The sequence below is a fragment of the Streptomyces sp. NPDC051180 genome (assembly GCF_040689545.1).
Taxonomy (GTDB): Bacteria; Actinomycetota; Actinomycetes; order Streptomycetales; family Streptomycetaceae; genus Streptomyces.
In genome coordinates, this window is the sequence record NZ_JBFBBC010000001.1 from 528,984 (window position 1) to 541,511 (window position 12,528).

Sequence of the window (12,528 nt, forward strand, 5' to 3'; positions counted from 1 at the left end):
CCGGTACGGGGCCGGTGATCACGCCTCGTACTCGGTGAGGTCGATGACGTGGACGTGCAGCGCCACGTCGAGGACCGGGTCGGTCGTCTCGCGCTCCAGGGTCATCCCCAGCTTGCCGATGACGTTCGCGGACGCGCGGTCGCCGAGCTGCGTGACGGCGACGACCCGGCCGAGCCCGCGGTCCTGGAGCGCGAACTCCAGGACCGCGTGGGCGGCCTCCGAGGCGTACCCCTGCCCCCAAAACTGCCGGCCGAGGCGCCAGATGATCGCCACCTCCGCGCTCAGCTCCGGCGGCCCGTCCGGGACGGAGAGGCCGGCGAGCCCGATCAGCTCACCGGACCCGAGCAGCTCCACGGCGAAGACCCCGAAACCCTCGTCGTCCCACTCCTCCTCGAACCGCTCGATCTCCTCGGCGGTCTCGTCCAGGTCCCGGACGGAGCCGTCACCGACCCACCGCATCACCTCGCGGTCGGCGTTGATCTCGGACAGCGGGACGAGGTCGTCGTCGCTCCAGCGCCGGAGGACGAGACGAGGGGTACGAATTTCGGTCATCCCCCCATCCTGACGCACCCGTCGCCGCTCCGACGCCACGGGCCCGCCCACCGGGTGGCGGAGGTCAGTGGTAGTAGCCCTCGACGACCGCCCGCACCTCGTCGAACAGCGCCGGGCCCTCCTGCGGCACGGGCGGCAGGTCGGTGCCGGGCCTGATGGCGAGGAGCTGCTCGTCGGAGAGCGCGAAGACCACCCGCCCCAGCCCCGCCCGCCGGATCACCGCCTCGCACATCGCGCAGGGCCGGCAGCTGGTGTACATCGTGGTGGTCGCGGCCGTGGCCGCGTCCAGCTCCCGGGCGGCCCACCTCGCCAGCTTCAGCTCCGGGTGCGCGGTGATGTCGTCGTCGGTGAGCGTCGTGTTGCGCTCCTCCGCCAGCACCGTCCCGTCAGGAGCGGCGAGGAGCGAGCCGAAGGGCGGGTCGCCGCCGTCGCGTGCCGCCGCCGCGAGCGCGATGGCGCGCCGGAGGAGGGTGTGGTCGTCGGGCCTGGTCATGTCTGCTCCGTGGGGGTGCGGGGGCGCGTGAGGTGGGCGGCGACCGTGGCGAGTGCCTGCCACGCGGCCTGGGGGTGGTACGTCTCCCGGGGGTCGCCGGCGTACGGGTCGAGGACGACGGTCTCGGCGCCCAGCCGTCGCAGCCGGTCCAGGTCGTCCATGATCTGGTCGAGGGTCCCCTCCCCCGCGACCCGCTCCGCTCCGTCGACCGGGCGCGCCGTGGGGCGCAGGGCGATCCGGGGTGCGAAGGCGGGGACGGGGAGGCCCTGAGCCTCCGCGTGCTCGCGCAGTCCGGCGGCGGCGGAGGCCAGCCACGGCATGGTGCCGCGCAGCGGGTGCCAGGCGTCCCCGAGCCGTACCGCGCGGCGCATTCCGGCGGCGCTGTTGCCGCCGACCCAGACGGGCACGGCGCGTCGTCCGGGGCCGGTCATGTCGGCCCATGCCGCGCGCACGGCGCGCAGATGGTCGTCGGTGTCGCGGCCCCGGCGTTCGTACGGGACCCCGAGGGCGGCGAACTCCTGCCGTGCCCAGCCGACCCCGACGCCGAGGACCAGCCGGCCGCCGCTCAGCCGGTCGAGGTTGAGCGCCATCCGGGCGGTGAGCAGCGGATGCCGGTAGGGGGCCACGAGCACCGTCGTCCCGAGCCCGACCCGGGTCGTGATGCCGGCCAGCCAGGACAGGGTGGTGAACGGCTCGTAGAAGGGTTCCGGATAGCGCTCCGCGACATCCGGTGTGACGGCGACGTGGTCCGAGACCATCAGCAGGTCGAAGCCGAGGCCCTCCACCGTCTGGGCCCAGCTCCGCAGGGCCCCGGGATCCGTCCCGGGGCCGAAGTTGAGGATGTTGACTCCGATCTTCACAAGCGCACAGGCTAGCCAGGCCGGGCGGTGGTGCTGAAGCGATTCCCGCCTGTTCAGGCGCGGTTCGGCCGTGAATCCGCCGGTAATATCGCCTGATGACCGAGAATCTCGACGCCACGGACTGGGCGATCCTGACGGAGCTTCAGCAGGACGGCCGGATCGCCTACACGGAGCTGGCGCGGCGGGTGAACCTGAGCGCGTCGGCGACCAAGGAGCGCGTCCGGCGCCTGGAGGAGTCCGGAGTGGTCACCGGCTACCGGGCCGACGTGGATCTGGAGCGCGTCGGGTACGCGGTGCTGGCGATGGTGCGGCTGAAGTACCCGGGGACCCGGCACGAGCCGCTGCGCCGGCTGCTGGCCGAGCGCCCGGAGATCCTGGAGTGCCTGCGCACCACCGGCGACGACTGCTACGTGCTGAAGGTGGCGGCCACGTCCATGGGACACCTGGAGGAACTCGTGGACGAGCTCGCTCCGTTCGGGAGCACCACCACGAACCTCGTGTTCAGTCGGACGCTGCCGTTCCGCGGCCCGCGCGAGCCGGGGTCGCGGATGCCGTCGGCCGGGTGAGGCGGGGACGCGGACGCCGTCGGCCGGGGGCGGGTACGCGGACGCCGTCGGCCGGGGGCGGGTACGCGGACGCCGTCGGCCCGCTGAGCCGGGTACCCGCACTCGGTCGGCCCGGCGAGGCGGCCGGTCAGGCGCCGGCCGGCGCGCCCGTGAGGTCACTCGGGTCGGTGTTGGCCCCGCAGAGGACGACGCACACCTTCTCGCCCGGGGCGGGACGGTAGGGGGCCTGTCCGTCCGGGGAGGTGACGGCGGCGAGGGCGGTGGCGGCGGCGTGTTCGACGGCGAGGCGGCGGTCGTCCCAGAGGGCCCGGCGCGTGCGGGTGATCGCGGTGTCGGTGACGAGGACCGAGCGGACGTCTCCCTCCTGGGCCGCGCGCAGGGCGGTGGCGGAGACGCGGCGGGCGCCGAGGGAGTCGGCGGCGACGGAGTCGACCGGGACGTCCACGGGGTGTCCGGCGCTGACGGCGGCGTCCAGCGCACGGCAGTTCCGGGGTTCGACCGCGACGGTGCGGACGCCGTGGTGCCGGGCGGCGGCGGCCACGCCGGCGAAGAGGCCGCCGCCGCCGACCGCGACGACGACGGTGTCGAGGTCGGGGACCGACCGGAGGATCTCGTCTAGCAGGGTGCCGGCCCCGGCGGCGATGAGCGGGTGGTCGTACGCGTGGGAGGCGAGCGCGCCGGTCTCGGTGGCGAACGCCTCGCAGGCGGCGAGGGCGTCGGCGTACTCGGTGCCGACCAGGCGCACGTCGGCCCCGTAGGAGCGGAGCCGGTCGGCCTTCACCTTCGGGGCGGTGGCCGGCAGGAACACGGTGGCGGGCACGCCCTGCCGGGCGGCGGCCCACGCGCAGGCCAGGCCGGCGTTGCCGCCCGAGGCGATCGTGACACCGGCGGCGGGGAGGGTGCCCTCCTCCCGGTGGGCGAGGAGGAAGTTCCGTGCGCCGCGTGCCTTGAAGGAGCCCGTGTGCTGGAGGTGCTCCAGGGCGAGGTGGAGTGCGTACGGCTCGGTGCCGGAGTCGGCGGGGGCGACCGTGACGGGGCGGACCCGGCCGCGGATCCGGGCCGCGGCGGTGGTGACGTCGTCGTACGTGAGCGGGTGCACGTGCTGCTCCTGTGGGCCGGGGCGGGACGGTCGTGGCGAAGATCCTCTCAGGGCCCGTCGGGCGCGGGAAGCCCGGTGGCCGGAGGCGGGGTCCCCTCCGCGGCGAGGAAGCCGGCGAGCGCGGCGACGAACCCGTCGGGGTTGTCCAGCATCAGGTTGTGCCCGGCACGGGGGATCTCGGTGACCGGAACGCCGAGGGCCGCCATCTTCTCCGCGTCCGCGTCCGGCATGCTCAGCTCGCCGACCAGGAAGACCCGGGGTACGGCCAGGCCGGGAAGCAGGTCCCCGGGCGCGGGCACGGTTCCCTCGACGAGGGCGACGGCGCTGCGGTGGACGGCCCGCGGGTCGGCGAGCCGCAGGCGGGCCGCGTAGTCGGCGCGGCCGGCGACGGCCAGCATCCGGCCGAACCCCCGTGCCACGAAGGCGGCCTCGTCCTGGGCGGCGACCGGGGAGCTGAAGGCTCCCCCGCCCGCGAAGAGGTTGGGCTCGGCCACCACGAGCCGGGCCACCAGGTCGGGGCGGGCGGCCGCGAGGAGGATCGAGACGGCGCCGCCCATCGAGTGCCCGACGAGGTCCACGCCCGTCACGCCCAGGTGGTCGAGCACGGCCGCCACGGCGGCGGCCTGGGACTCCATCCGGTAGTCGAAGTCCGCGGGCCGGTCGCTCAGGCCGTGGCCGAGGAGGTCGACGAGGAGCGCCCGGCCGCCGCGGAGCGCCGGGTGCGCGGCGATGTGGGCGAAGTCCGAAGCCGCCGTGCAGCCGAGGCCGTGCACGAACACCCGGACCGGCCCGTCCCCGGGCAAGTCGATCCACCGGATGTACGCATTCCGGTCCGCGAGGAACAACTCCCGCATGCCGCCCACTCCCCTGTCGCCCATCGGTTCCCGCCTGCGCACCCACCCTACGAGCGGTTGCCGACATCCGGCCCGCAGGGGCGTCCCGCGGACCCGGGACGATCCGGAGGACCTGCCCCGGGCCCCGGGAGCGGGCCGGGGCCCTTCCCGTCGGATAGCGTCGGCAGGACGCAGCACCGGCGGCGCCGGTATCCCACCGAAAGGACAGTCATGCCCCTCGAAGGCGAGTACGAGCCCAGCCCCTCGACGTGGGTGCGGAACCAGGTCGAGCTGTACGAATCCTCCGGCGGGACGAAGGGCACGACCATGAGGGGCCTGCCGGTCGTCCTGGTGACGAACCTCGGGGCGAAGAGCGGCAAGCTCCGCAAGACCCCGCTCATGCGGGTGGAGCACGAGGGGGCGTACGCCCTGGTCGCGTCGAACGGCGGTGCGGTCAAGCACCCCGTCTGGTTCCACAACCTGGTCGCCTCGCCCCTCGTGGAACTGCGGGACGGCACCGAGGTCTGGGACATGAAGGCCCGGCTGGTCACCGGCGACGAGCGCCGGGCGTGGTGGGCGCGGGCCGTCGAGGCGTTCCCCGACTACGCCGACTACCAGCGCAAGACCGAGCGGGAGATCCCCCTCTTCGTGGTCGAGCGGATCGGCTAGGCACCTCCTGGGACGCGTCCGGAAGGCAGTGCCGCCTGCCAAGGGGGCAGGCGGGACCCTCCCGGACACGTCCCTGGTCTCCCTAGTTCTCCTGAGGGGCCGCGCACGTGACGGTTTCCGCGGTGTGCGGGGCGGCGGGGCGGCCGGTCGTGACACGGGTCAGGCCGACGCCGGCCAGGACGACGGCCATGCCCGTGACGACCCGCACGGTGAGGGGCTCGCCGAGGACGAGCGCGCCCAGACCCACGGAGACCACGGGCAGGAGGTAGCCGACGGTGGCGGCGCTGGTCGGGCCTTCCTCCGCGATCATGCGGTAGTTCAGGTGGAAGGTGAGGCCGGTCGCGAAGATCCCGAGCACCGCGACGGCGAGCACTCCGGTCCAGGTCACCGTCGGCGCGCCGCCCACCGTCAGGGCCGGGACGCCGAGGCCGGTGGCCGTGAGGAGCTGCGCGGCCGAGAGGGCCAGCGGAGCGGTGCCCCGGCCGGTGAGGTGGCGGGCCATGTAGGCGAAGGCCAGCGCGTACGAGGCGGCGGCGGCGAGCAGGGCGAGCGCGCCGGGACCGGTCAGACCGGATCCTGCGTTCCAGGGCGCGAAGATCAGCAGGACCCCGGCGAATCCGAGGGCGAGCCCGGCCGTCCGGGTGGCCCGCAGGGGGCGTTCGGTTCCCAGCCCGAGCCCGATGAGCAGGGACCAGAGGGGGGTGGTGGCGTTCAGCACGCCCGCCACTCCGCTGTCGACGGTCTGCTCTCCGATCGAGAAGAGCAGGAACGGCAGGGCATTGCAGAGGAGGGCGGCGACGGCGAGCCGTCCCCAGGTGCCCCGGTCACGGGGAAGCCGCTGCCGGGCTCGGTACGCGAGCCCGAGGAGCACGGCCGTGCCGAACAGGCACCGCACGAAGGTGATCCACCCCGGGGTGAGCCCCTCGTTGAGGCAGATCTTGATCCAGAGGAAGCCCGAGCCCCAGAGCAGTGCCAGTACGCACATGCGCGTCGCGGATGTCATGCCTCCACGGTCCCGGGCGGCATTCGACAGGACAAGCGAAGGTTCGTACACCCGGCGTTAAGCTCTGCTACATGATGGATGTGAGGCGCATGCAGGTGCTCCGGGCCGTCGTCACCAGCGGCTCCGTCACCGCGGCTGCCCGGCACCTCGGTTACACGCCGTCGGCCGTGAGCCAGCAGATCGCGGCCCTGGAGAAGGAGGCGGGCATCGAGCTGCTCGAACGGTTCGGCCGCGGCGTGCGGCCGACCGCCGCCGGGCGGCTGCTCACCGAACACGCGGCCCTCATCGGCCGTCAGGTCGCCGAGGCCGAGACCGCGCTCGCCGATCTGCGGGCGGGCCGCACCGGCCGCATCGCGGTCCGCTACTTCGCCACCGCCGGCGCCGATCTCGTCGCACCCGCCCTGGCCCGCTTCCGCTCCCGGCATCCCGACGTCCGCGTCGACCTGCGGATCGCCGACGGCTCACCCGACGAGGAGGCGGACCTCACCCTTGTCGTACGGGCCCGGGGCAGCGGCGAACGGGACGGCCTCCGGTTGGTCCACCTGGTCGACGACCCCTACCGCGCGGTGCTGCCCCGGGGGCATCCGCTCGCCGACCGCCGCACCGCCGTCGAGCTGGGCGGTCTGGCGACGGAGCCGTGGGTGGGCAGCGAGCGGCCGGGGCCCTGTCTGGACGCCGTCCTGGAGGCGTGCGCGGCGGCGGGGTTCACCCCGGACATCGCCGTGCAGTGCGAGGAGTACGCCGCCGCCCAGGGGTTCGTCGCGGCCGGTCTGGGCATCACGCTGATCCCGCGGCTCGGTCTGGGCAGCCGTCATCCGAACGTCGTGGTCCGCAGGATCCGCGGTCCCGAGCCGGTCCGCTCCATTCACGCGGCGGTACGGGAGTCCTCGCTGGCGCTGCCCGCCGTGCGGGGCCTCCTGGAGGCGTTCCAGGAGGTGGCGGGCGCGTCGTGACGGGGGTCCCGTGGGCATGCGGACCCTGACAAGGGGGCGGGGGCACCTCGTGACGGGGCGGCGGCCCTCCCCCGCCCCGTCAGGCCGGGGCCAGGACCGTGAGGAGATGAGCGACCTCCTCGGCGACCGCGGCCCGGGCGGGGGCGAGGTAGTGGCGGGGGTCCACCGCCGTGGGGTGGTCGGCGAGGTGGGTGCGGACGGCCCGGGTGAACGCCTTGTTGAGGTGGGTGGAGACGTTCACCTTGGTCATGCCGGCGGCGATCGCTGCGGCGAGGCCCGGGTCGGAGACGCCCGAGGAGCCGTGCAGGACGAGCGGGACGTCCACCGCGGCCCGCAGGCGGGCGATCAGGTCGAGGTCGAGGACGGCGTCGCGGGTCACCATCTGGTGGGAGCTCCCGACCGCGACGGCGAGGGCGTCGACGCCGGTGGCGGCGACGAAGGCGCGGGCCTCGTCGGGGTCCGTCCGCACGCCGGGGGCGTGGGCACCGCCCTTGCCGCCGACCTCGCCCAGCTCGCCCTCGACCCAGACGCCGTGCCGGTGGCAGTCCTCCACGACCTCGCGGGTCGCGGCGACGTTCTCCGCGTAGGGCAGCTTCGAGGCGTCGAACATGACGGAGCCCAGACCGAGTCCGACGGCCTCGCGGACGAGGTCGGGGTTCTCGGCGTGGTCGAGGTGGACGGCGACCGGCATCTTGGCCGAGCGGGCGATCGCCAGGGAGGCGAGCGCGACCGGTTCGAGGGCGCCGTGGTAGCGGACGGTGTTCTCGCTGATCTGCAGGACCACGGGCCGGTCGACGTCGGCGGCGCCGGCCACGATGGCCTGGGCGTGTTCGAGCTGGAGGACGTTGAACGCCCCCACGCCCGTGCCCGCCGCGCGGGCGCGGCGGACGATCTCGTCGGTGGGCGTCAGCGGCATGGTCCTTCTCCCGGGTCTGCGGACGGGCGGGGGCTGCGGTCAGGCATGGACGTCGGCGAGCACCACGGAGCGGGTCAGGTTGCGGGGGGTGTCCGGGTCGAGGCCCTGCGCCTCCGCGACGGCAACGGCGAGGCGCTGGGCGCGGATCAGGTCGGCGAGCGGGTCGAGGTCGCTCTCGGAGAGGGTGCCGCCGACCTTGCGCACCTCGTCCGCGAGCCCGGTCGGCAGGACGCCGAAACCCCAGGTCACCCGGCCGGGGCCGGTGATGCTGATGGGCCCGTGGCGGTACTCCATGGCCGGATACGCCTCGGTCCACGCGCCGGCCGCCTCGCGCATCTTGAGACCGGCCTCCAGGGCGAGTCCGTAGGTCCAGCCGCTGCCGAGGAAGGTGAACTGCTCGGCCGTGAGGACCTCTTCGGCGAGGGGGGACACGAGGGCCCGCTCGGCGTCGCGCGCGGCCTCCGCGACGGTGCCCACCCCGTCGGGCAGCGCGTCCTCGGCCTCCAGGTGGGCGCGGAGGAGGGCGAGGGCCGTGGTGGCGAAGCGGGTCTGGACGACGGACTCCTCGTCGGCGAAGTCGAGCACGGCGACCGCGTCCGCGAGATCCATGACCGGGGTCGCCGGATCGGCGGTCACGGCACCCGTCGGCACGGTGCCGCGCAGACGGGAGAGGACCGCGAGGACCTCGCTCGTCGTGCCGGAACGGGTGATCGCGACGACCCGGTCGTAGCGTCGACCGAAGGGGAACTCCGAGGCCGCGAAGGCGTCGGTCTCGCCGTGTCCGCCGGACTCGCGCAGCTCCGCGTAGGCCAGGGCCATGAACCAGGAGGTCCCGCAGCCGATCACCGCGACCCGCTCGCCTCGCCGGGGCAGGGCGGGGGCGTGCTGGGGCAGGGTGCGGGCCGCCTGGCGCCAGGTCGCCGGCTGGGAGGCGATCTCCAGGGAGGTGCGAGTGGTGGCCATGCGGAGCTCCTTGCAAGAAGGGTGCGCGATGATGAGTGATTCTGTTTGAAGTAATGCTCATTCAAGCAGAAACATGCAGTGCGTTTCCAGATACCACGCCCCACCCGACGACCTGGATCGGCGCACGCCGGCACCGGCGGCAAGGAGGGGCGGAGCGTGTCCGGGTCAGCCTGGCGCGCCGCCGAAGACGGCCGTCCAGCTCGCCGAGTCCGGCGTGAACATGATGGCCGTCTGGCGTCATTGGTTTCACAACGGACCAATCCAGGCCCCGATCTCCCTGGCCTCCGGCTGTTAACCCAGTAATTACGGCACAGCCGTATACCTTTAAGCTCGCCTCCCCCATCATGTGTCCGACGTGCCGCTGGGGCACACCGTGACACGAGAGGCGGGGCATGCTTCCCATCAGCCGCAGGGGATTCGTCGGGATCGGCGCGGGGCTCATGGCGGGTGCGGCGCTGCCGCCGACGCGGGCTTCGGCCGCCGCGACGGCGGCCACCGGCACCCTCACCGACGTCCGGCACGTGGTGATCCTCATGCAGGAGAACCGCAGCTTCGACCACTACTTCGGCACCCTCCGCGGCGTCCGCGGATTCGGCGACCGCGCCGCGGGCAACCTGCCCGGGGGCTGGGGCATGTTCAACCAGCCGAACTGGGGCGGTCGGCACTACCCCTGGAAGCTGAGCGACACCCCGCCGGCCGGCGGGGTCGACGGCGAGACCCTCGCGCAGTGCAACGGCGACCTGCCGCACAGCTGGACCTCGCAGCACGCGGCCTGGAACAAGGGACGCCTCGACAACTGGGTGACGGGCGTGGGGAACACCCGCTCCCTGGGCCATCTGGACCGCGGAGACATCCCCTTCCACCACGCGCTCGCCGACCACTACACGATCTGTGACGCGTACTTCTGCTCCGCCCTCAGCGCCACCGGTCCCAACCGCACGTTCCTGTGGAGCGGGAAGATCGACGGCTCCAGCAAGGACGGAGGCGACGAGTCGGGCCTGACCTGGGAGACGTACGCCGAGGCGCTCCAGCGGGCCGGAGTGAGCTGGAAGGTCTACCAGAACGCCCAGGACAACTACGGCGACAACGGTCTGGCGTACTTCAAGAAGTTCGCCGACGCGCGGCCCGGCGACCCGCTGTACGACCGCGGCATGGGCTCGGTCGCCAAGGTGACCGGTTCGACCCCGGACGACATCGCCGCCGCGATCCGCGCCGACGTCCTCGCGGGCACGCTGCCGCAGGTGTCGTGGGTGGTCGCCAGCGAGGCGTTCTCGGAACACCCCTACGCTCCACCCGGCGACGGCGCGCACTTCGTCGATCTCGTCTACCGGGCGCTGGCGGCCGACGCCGAGGTCTTCGACTCGACGGTGCTCTTCCTGAACTACGACGAGAACGACGGCTTCTTCGACCACGTGCCGCCGCCGGTCGCTCCGCCGGGGACGCCCGGCGAGTACCTCGACGGCACCCCGATCGGCCTGGGCTTCCGCGTCCCCATGATTGTCATGTCCCCGTGGACCCGTGGCGGCTGGGTGAGCTCCGAGGTCTTCGACCACACCTCCGTGCTGCGCTTCATGGAGACCTGGACGGCCGCCCTCGGCACGCCGGCCACCTGCCCCAACATCAGCGCCTGGCGCAGGAAGGTGGCGGGGGATCTGACCGGCGTGTTCGACTTCGCGAACCCGGTCTACGGCGTGCCGGCCGGACTCCCGTCCACGGCGAAGGTCATCGGTCAGGCGACGTGCGGCCCGATGCCGAACCCGGCGCCCCAGAACAACGCGCTGCCCGCGCAGGAGTCCGGCACCCGCCCGGCGCGCGCCGTGCCGTACCAGGTCAACGGCAACCTCGACCGGTTCGAGTTCGGGGCCGCGGGCAAGATCCTCGCCTGGTTCTCGATGACGAACCAGGGGACGGAGGCCCGGCGCCCGGCGCACTTCTCGATCCACCCGCACCAGTACCGCGACACGGCCGCCTGGCAGTACACCGTCGACCCGGGAGGCACGGCGTCCGACTACTTCAACATCGGGCTGGGGTCGGGTTCCGGCAAGTACGACATCTCGATGATGGGCCCCAACCGCTTCCTGCGGCGCTTCATCGGCGACGCCTCCAAGGCCGGCAAGGCGGTGGAGGTCGCGGCGCGGTACGCGACCGAGCCGGGCACGGGGAAGACGGCCCTGTGGTTCAGGATGACCAACTCCTCGGGGGGCCCGGTCACCTTCACCGTCCGTTCGAACGCCTACCGCACCGACGGGCCGTGGACGTACACCGTCCCCGCGAACTCCAGCCGTGAGGACTTCTTCAACGCGGTGGCGTACCAGGGCGGCTGGTACGACTTCACCCTCCTCGCCGACATCGACGGGACCTGGTCGCGCCGGTACACCGGCCACATCGAGACCGGGGCGCCGAGCGTCACCGGCTGACCCGGTCCCCGGTGTGCCGGGCGGGCAGCCCGGCACACCGGCGGGGCGGTCAGCGGCCGGCCCGTGCGGCTCTGTCGATGGTGGCGTCGAGCAGGGCCACGGCCTCGTCGGCCGTTCGGCCGGGGGCCCGGTTCCACGGTCCGATCAGGTCGTGCCACCCCCGCGAGCGCAGCTCGGTCATGATCCAGGCCGCCGCCTCGTTCATCGTGTCCGCGCCGCCGTGGCCGAGCCGGTGCGCGGCGAGCAGGGCGCCGCACACGCAGCGGGCCCCCCGCCTGTCCCGCAGCTTGTACGGGGCGTTCTGCCAGCCCCATTCCGTGAGCACCAGGCGTGCGTAGCCGAGGTGGACCGACGGGCGCAGTTCGGGCCTGCCGATGCGGCGCCAGACGTGGAGCCGGTCCGGCAGGGCGGCCCCGACGCGGCCGGGCAGCCGACGCTCGGCCGGGAGGGTGGGCGGGAGCGCGTCGAGCGCGTCGGACACCAGCCGCTCCACCGGCACCGTCAGGAGATCCCGCCAGCTCTCGACGGCAGGGGGCGAGCCGGCGGAGGCGAGGGGCTCGTCGGTGGCCCAGTCGGCGACGATCCGCTGCCAGGCGGCGCTGTCGTGGAGCGCGGCGCCCTCGTGGTCGACGGCGTCGGGGCTGAGCCGGGGGGTGGAGGTGGAGGTGACGGGGTACATCCAGCGGCTCCTCGGTCGGGGTGGATCCATCTTTCATGACGAATGTCGGTTTTGCGACTTTTGCCCTTGAGTGCCCGCCTGCCGGAGGGGGCTTTTCCACCCACTCCCCCATTAACAGAATTACCGTGCATATTCGGACATTGAGACCCTGGTGACGCGACTCACTCCCCGACCGGGATCACGGCGGCCGGAATCCGTGCGAGCCATGGGGCATAAGGAAGTTAGCCGCACCGGAGAGCCGGTCGATCTTGAATTCCGTGAATTCGGTGATCCTTTTACTGCGGAGGACGACCCGGTCCTCTTGTTATCCGTCGCATTACTGGCCTACGGTCACCTCCATTCGAGCGGATCGCCTAATCCTGCCACTGCTCGAAATACCTCCCTTTTCACCCGACGGCAGGAGCGGGGGACCCACGAATACGCCGGCCCGGATTCCGGAACGGCTCGGGGTGCAGCCGCGTGCGCGCGGCCGGACAGCTCCCGTCCGAACCCGACAGCTCACCCCGCAGGCGCCGGAGAGGAATC

General features: G+C 73.2%; 13 protein-coding genes and 1 riboswitch. Of the genes, 4 read left to right on the forward strand and 9 right to left on the reverse strand.

Going from position 1 to position 12,528, the window contains the following annotated elements:
* Positions 1 to 18: 18 nt before the first annotated feature.
* From AB0424_RS02330 to AB0424_RS02340, 3 genes are all read right to left on the reverse strand, one after another.
* The gene (locus tag AB0424_RS02330; RefSeq protein WP_366301519.1) at positions 19 to 552 is read right to left on the reverse strand and encodes a GNAT family N-acetyltransferase; all 534 of its coding nucleotides are present in this window, start codon (positions 550 to 552) and stop codon (positions 19 to 21) included.
* A gap of 64 nt (positions 553 to 616) precedes the next feature.
* Entirely contained in the window at positions 617 to 1,045 is a 429-nt protein-coding gene (locus AB0424_RS02335; RefSeq protein WP_366301520.1) for a nucleoside deaminase, read from the reverse strand.
* Complete coding sequence (locus tag AB0424_RS02340) at positions 1,042 to 1,905, reverse strand: LLM class flavin-dependent oxidoreductase (protein WP_366301521.1); 864 nt, start codon at positions 1,903 to 1,905, stop codon at positions 1,042 to 1,044. The genes AB0424_RS02335 and AB0424_RS02340 overlap by 4 nt, the downstream gene beginning before the upstream one ends.
* Positions 1,906 to 2,000: 95 nt before the next feature.
* Between AB0424_RS02340 and AB0424_RS02345 the strand changes: the two genes are divergently transcribed.
* Positions 2,001 to 2,471 (forward strand): Lrp/AsnC family transcriptional regulator, encoded by a 471-nt coding sequence (locus AB0424_RS02345; RefSeq protein WP_366301522.1) that lies wholly within the window; start codon positions 2,001 to 2,003, stop codon positions 2,469 to 2,471.
* A gap of 127 nt (positions 2,472 to 2,598) precedes the next feature.
* On the opposite strand, the gene AB0424_RS02350 is transcribed toward AB0424_RS02345, so the two are convergent.
* Complete coding sequence (locus AB0424_RS02350; RefSeq protein ID WP_366301524.1) at positions 2,599 to 3,570, reverse strand: threonine/serine dehydratase; 972 nt, start codon at positions 3,568 to 3,570, stop codon at positions 2,599 to 2,601.
* Between the two features lie 47 nt (positions 3,571 to 3,617).
* Positions 3,618 to 4,424 carry an alpha/beta hydrolase gene (locus tag AB0424_RS02355; protein ID WP_366301525.1) on the reverse strand — a complete coding sequence of 269 codons (807 nt, stop codon included), beginning with the start codon at positions 4,422 to 4,424 and terminating at the stop codon, positions 3,618 to 3,620.
* 210 nt (positions 4,425 to 4,634) lie between these two features.
* Between AB0424_RS02355 and AB0424_RS02360 the strand changes: the two genes are divergently transcribed.
* On the forward strand, positions 4,635 to 5,072 hold the full coding sequence (locus AB0424_RS02360; RefSeq protein ID WP_366301526.1) for a nitroreductase family deazaflavin-dependent oxidoreductase: 438 nt from the start codon (positions 4,635 to 4,637) through the stop codon (positions 5,070 to 5,072).
* Positions 5,073 to 5,154: 82 nt separating this feature from the next.
* Here AB0424_RS02360 and AB0424_RS02365 read toward each other — a convergent pair whose 3' ends face one another.
* Positions 5,155 to 6,075 carry a DMT family transporter gene (locus AB0424_RS02365; RefSeq protein WP_366301527.1) on the reverse strand — a complete coding sequence of 307 codons (921 nt, stop codon included), beginning with the start codon at positions 6,073 to 6,075 and terminating at the stop codon, positions 5,155 to 5,157.
* Between the two features lie 71 nt (positions 6,076 to 6,146).
* On the opposite strand from AB0424_RS02365, the gene AB0424_RS02370 reads away from it, so the two are divergent.
* The gene (locus AB0424_RS02370) at positions 6,147 to 7,028 is read left to right on the forward strand and encodes a LysR substrate-binding domain-containing protein (protein WP_366301529.1); all 882 of its coding nucleotides are present in this window, start codon (positions 6,147 to 6,149) and stop codon (positions 7,026 to 7,028) included.
* Between the two features lie 79 nt (positions 7,029 to 7,107).
* Here the strand turns inward: AB0424_RS02370 and AB0424_RS02375 are convergent, their stop codons facing one another.
* Both AB0424_RS02375 and AB0424_RS02380 read right to left on the reverse strand, forming a co-directional pair.
* Positions 7,108 to 7,944, reverse strand: a complete 837-nt coding sequence (locus AB0424_RS02375; RefSeq protein WP_366301530.1) for a class II fructose-bisphosphate aldolase — start codon at positions 7,942 to 7,944, stop codon at positions 7,108 to 7,110.
* A 39-nt stretch (positions 7,945 to 7,983) separates the two neighbouring features.
* Positions 7,984 to 8,907, reverse strand: coding sequence for a sugar isomerase (locus tag AB0424_RS02380; RefSeq protein WP_366301531.1), 924 nt, complete (start codon positions 8,905 to 8,907; stop codon positions 7,984 to 7,986).
* 392 nt (positions 8,908 to 9,299) lie between these two features.
* Between AB0424_RS02380 and AB0424_RS02385 the strand changes: the two genes are divergently transcribed.
* A complete protein-coding gene (locus tag AB0424_RS02385; protein WP_366301532.1) occupies positions 9,300 to 11,324 on the forward strand; it encodes a phosphocholine-specific phospholipase C in 2,025 nt (674 codons plus the stop codon).
* 49 nt (positions 11,325 to 11,373) lie between these two features.
* On the opposite strand, the gene AB0424_RS02390 is transcribed toward AB0424_RS02385, so the two are convergent.
* A complete protein-coding gene (locus AB0424_RS02390) occupies positions 11,374 to 12,003 on the reverse strand; it encodes a hypothetical protein (protein ID WP_366301534.1) in 630 nt (209 codons plus the stop codon).
* A gap of 340 nt (positions 12,004 to 12,343) precedes the next feature.
* Positions 12,344 to 12,528, forward strand: a riboswitch (cyclic di-AMP (ydaO/yuaA leader).

What these genes read in the sequence shown, in the direction of transcription:
- AB0424_RS02330 (WP_366301519.1), bottom strand. Translation starts at nt 552, where the DNA reads ATGACCGAAATTCGTACCCCTCGTCTCGTCCTCCGGCGCTGGAGCGAC.
- AB0424_RS02335 (WP_366301520.1), bottom strand. Translation starts at nt 1,045, where the DNA reads ATGACCAGGCCCGACGACCACACCCTCCTCCGGCGCGCCATCGCGCTC.
- AB0424_RS02345 (WP_366301522.1), top strand. Translation starts at nt 2,001, where the DNA reads ATGACCGAGAATCTCGACGCCACGGACTGGGCGATCCTGACGGAGCTT.
- AB0424_RS02355 (WP_366301525.1), bottom strand. Translation starts at nt 4,424, where the DNA reads ATGCGGGAGTTGTTCCTCGCGGACCGGAATGCGTACATCCGGTGGATC.
- AB0424_RS02360 (WP_366301526.1), top strand. Translation starts at nt 4,635, where the DNA reads ATGCCCCTCGAAGGCGAGTACGAGCCCAGCCCCTCGACGTGGGTGCGG.
- AB0424_RS02365 (WP_366301527.1), bottom strand. Translation starts at nt 6,075, where the DNA reads ATGACATCCGCGACGCGCATGTGCGTACTGGCACTGCTCTGGGGCTCG.
- AB0424_RS02370 (WP_366301529.1), top strand. Translation starts at nt 6,147, where the DNA reads ATGATGGATGTGAGGCGCATGCAGGTGCTCCGGGCCGTCGTCACCAGC.
- AB0424_RS02375 (WP_366301530.1), bottom strand. Translation starts at nt 7,944, where the DNA reads ATGCCGCTGACGCCCACCGACGAGATCGTCCGCCGCGCCCGCGCGGCG.
- AB0424_RS02380 (WP_366301531.1), bottom strand. Translation starts at nt 8,907, where the DNA reads ATGGCCACCACTCGCACCTCCCTGGAGATCGCCTCCCAGCCGGCGACC.
- AB0424_RS02385 (WP_366301532.1), top strand. Translation starts at nt 9,300, where the DNA reads ATGCTTCCCATCAGCCGCAGGGGATTCGTCGGGATCGGCGCGGGGCTC.
- AB0424_RS02390 (WP_366301534.1), bottom strand. Translation starts at nt 12,003, where the DNA reads ATGTACCCCGTCACCTCCACCTCCACCCCCCGGCTCAGCCCCGACGCC.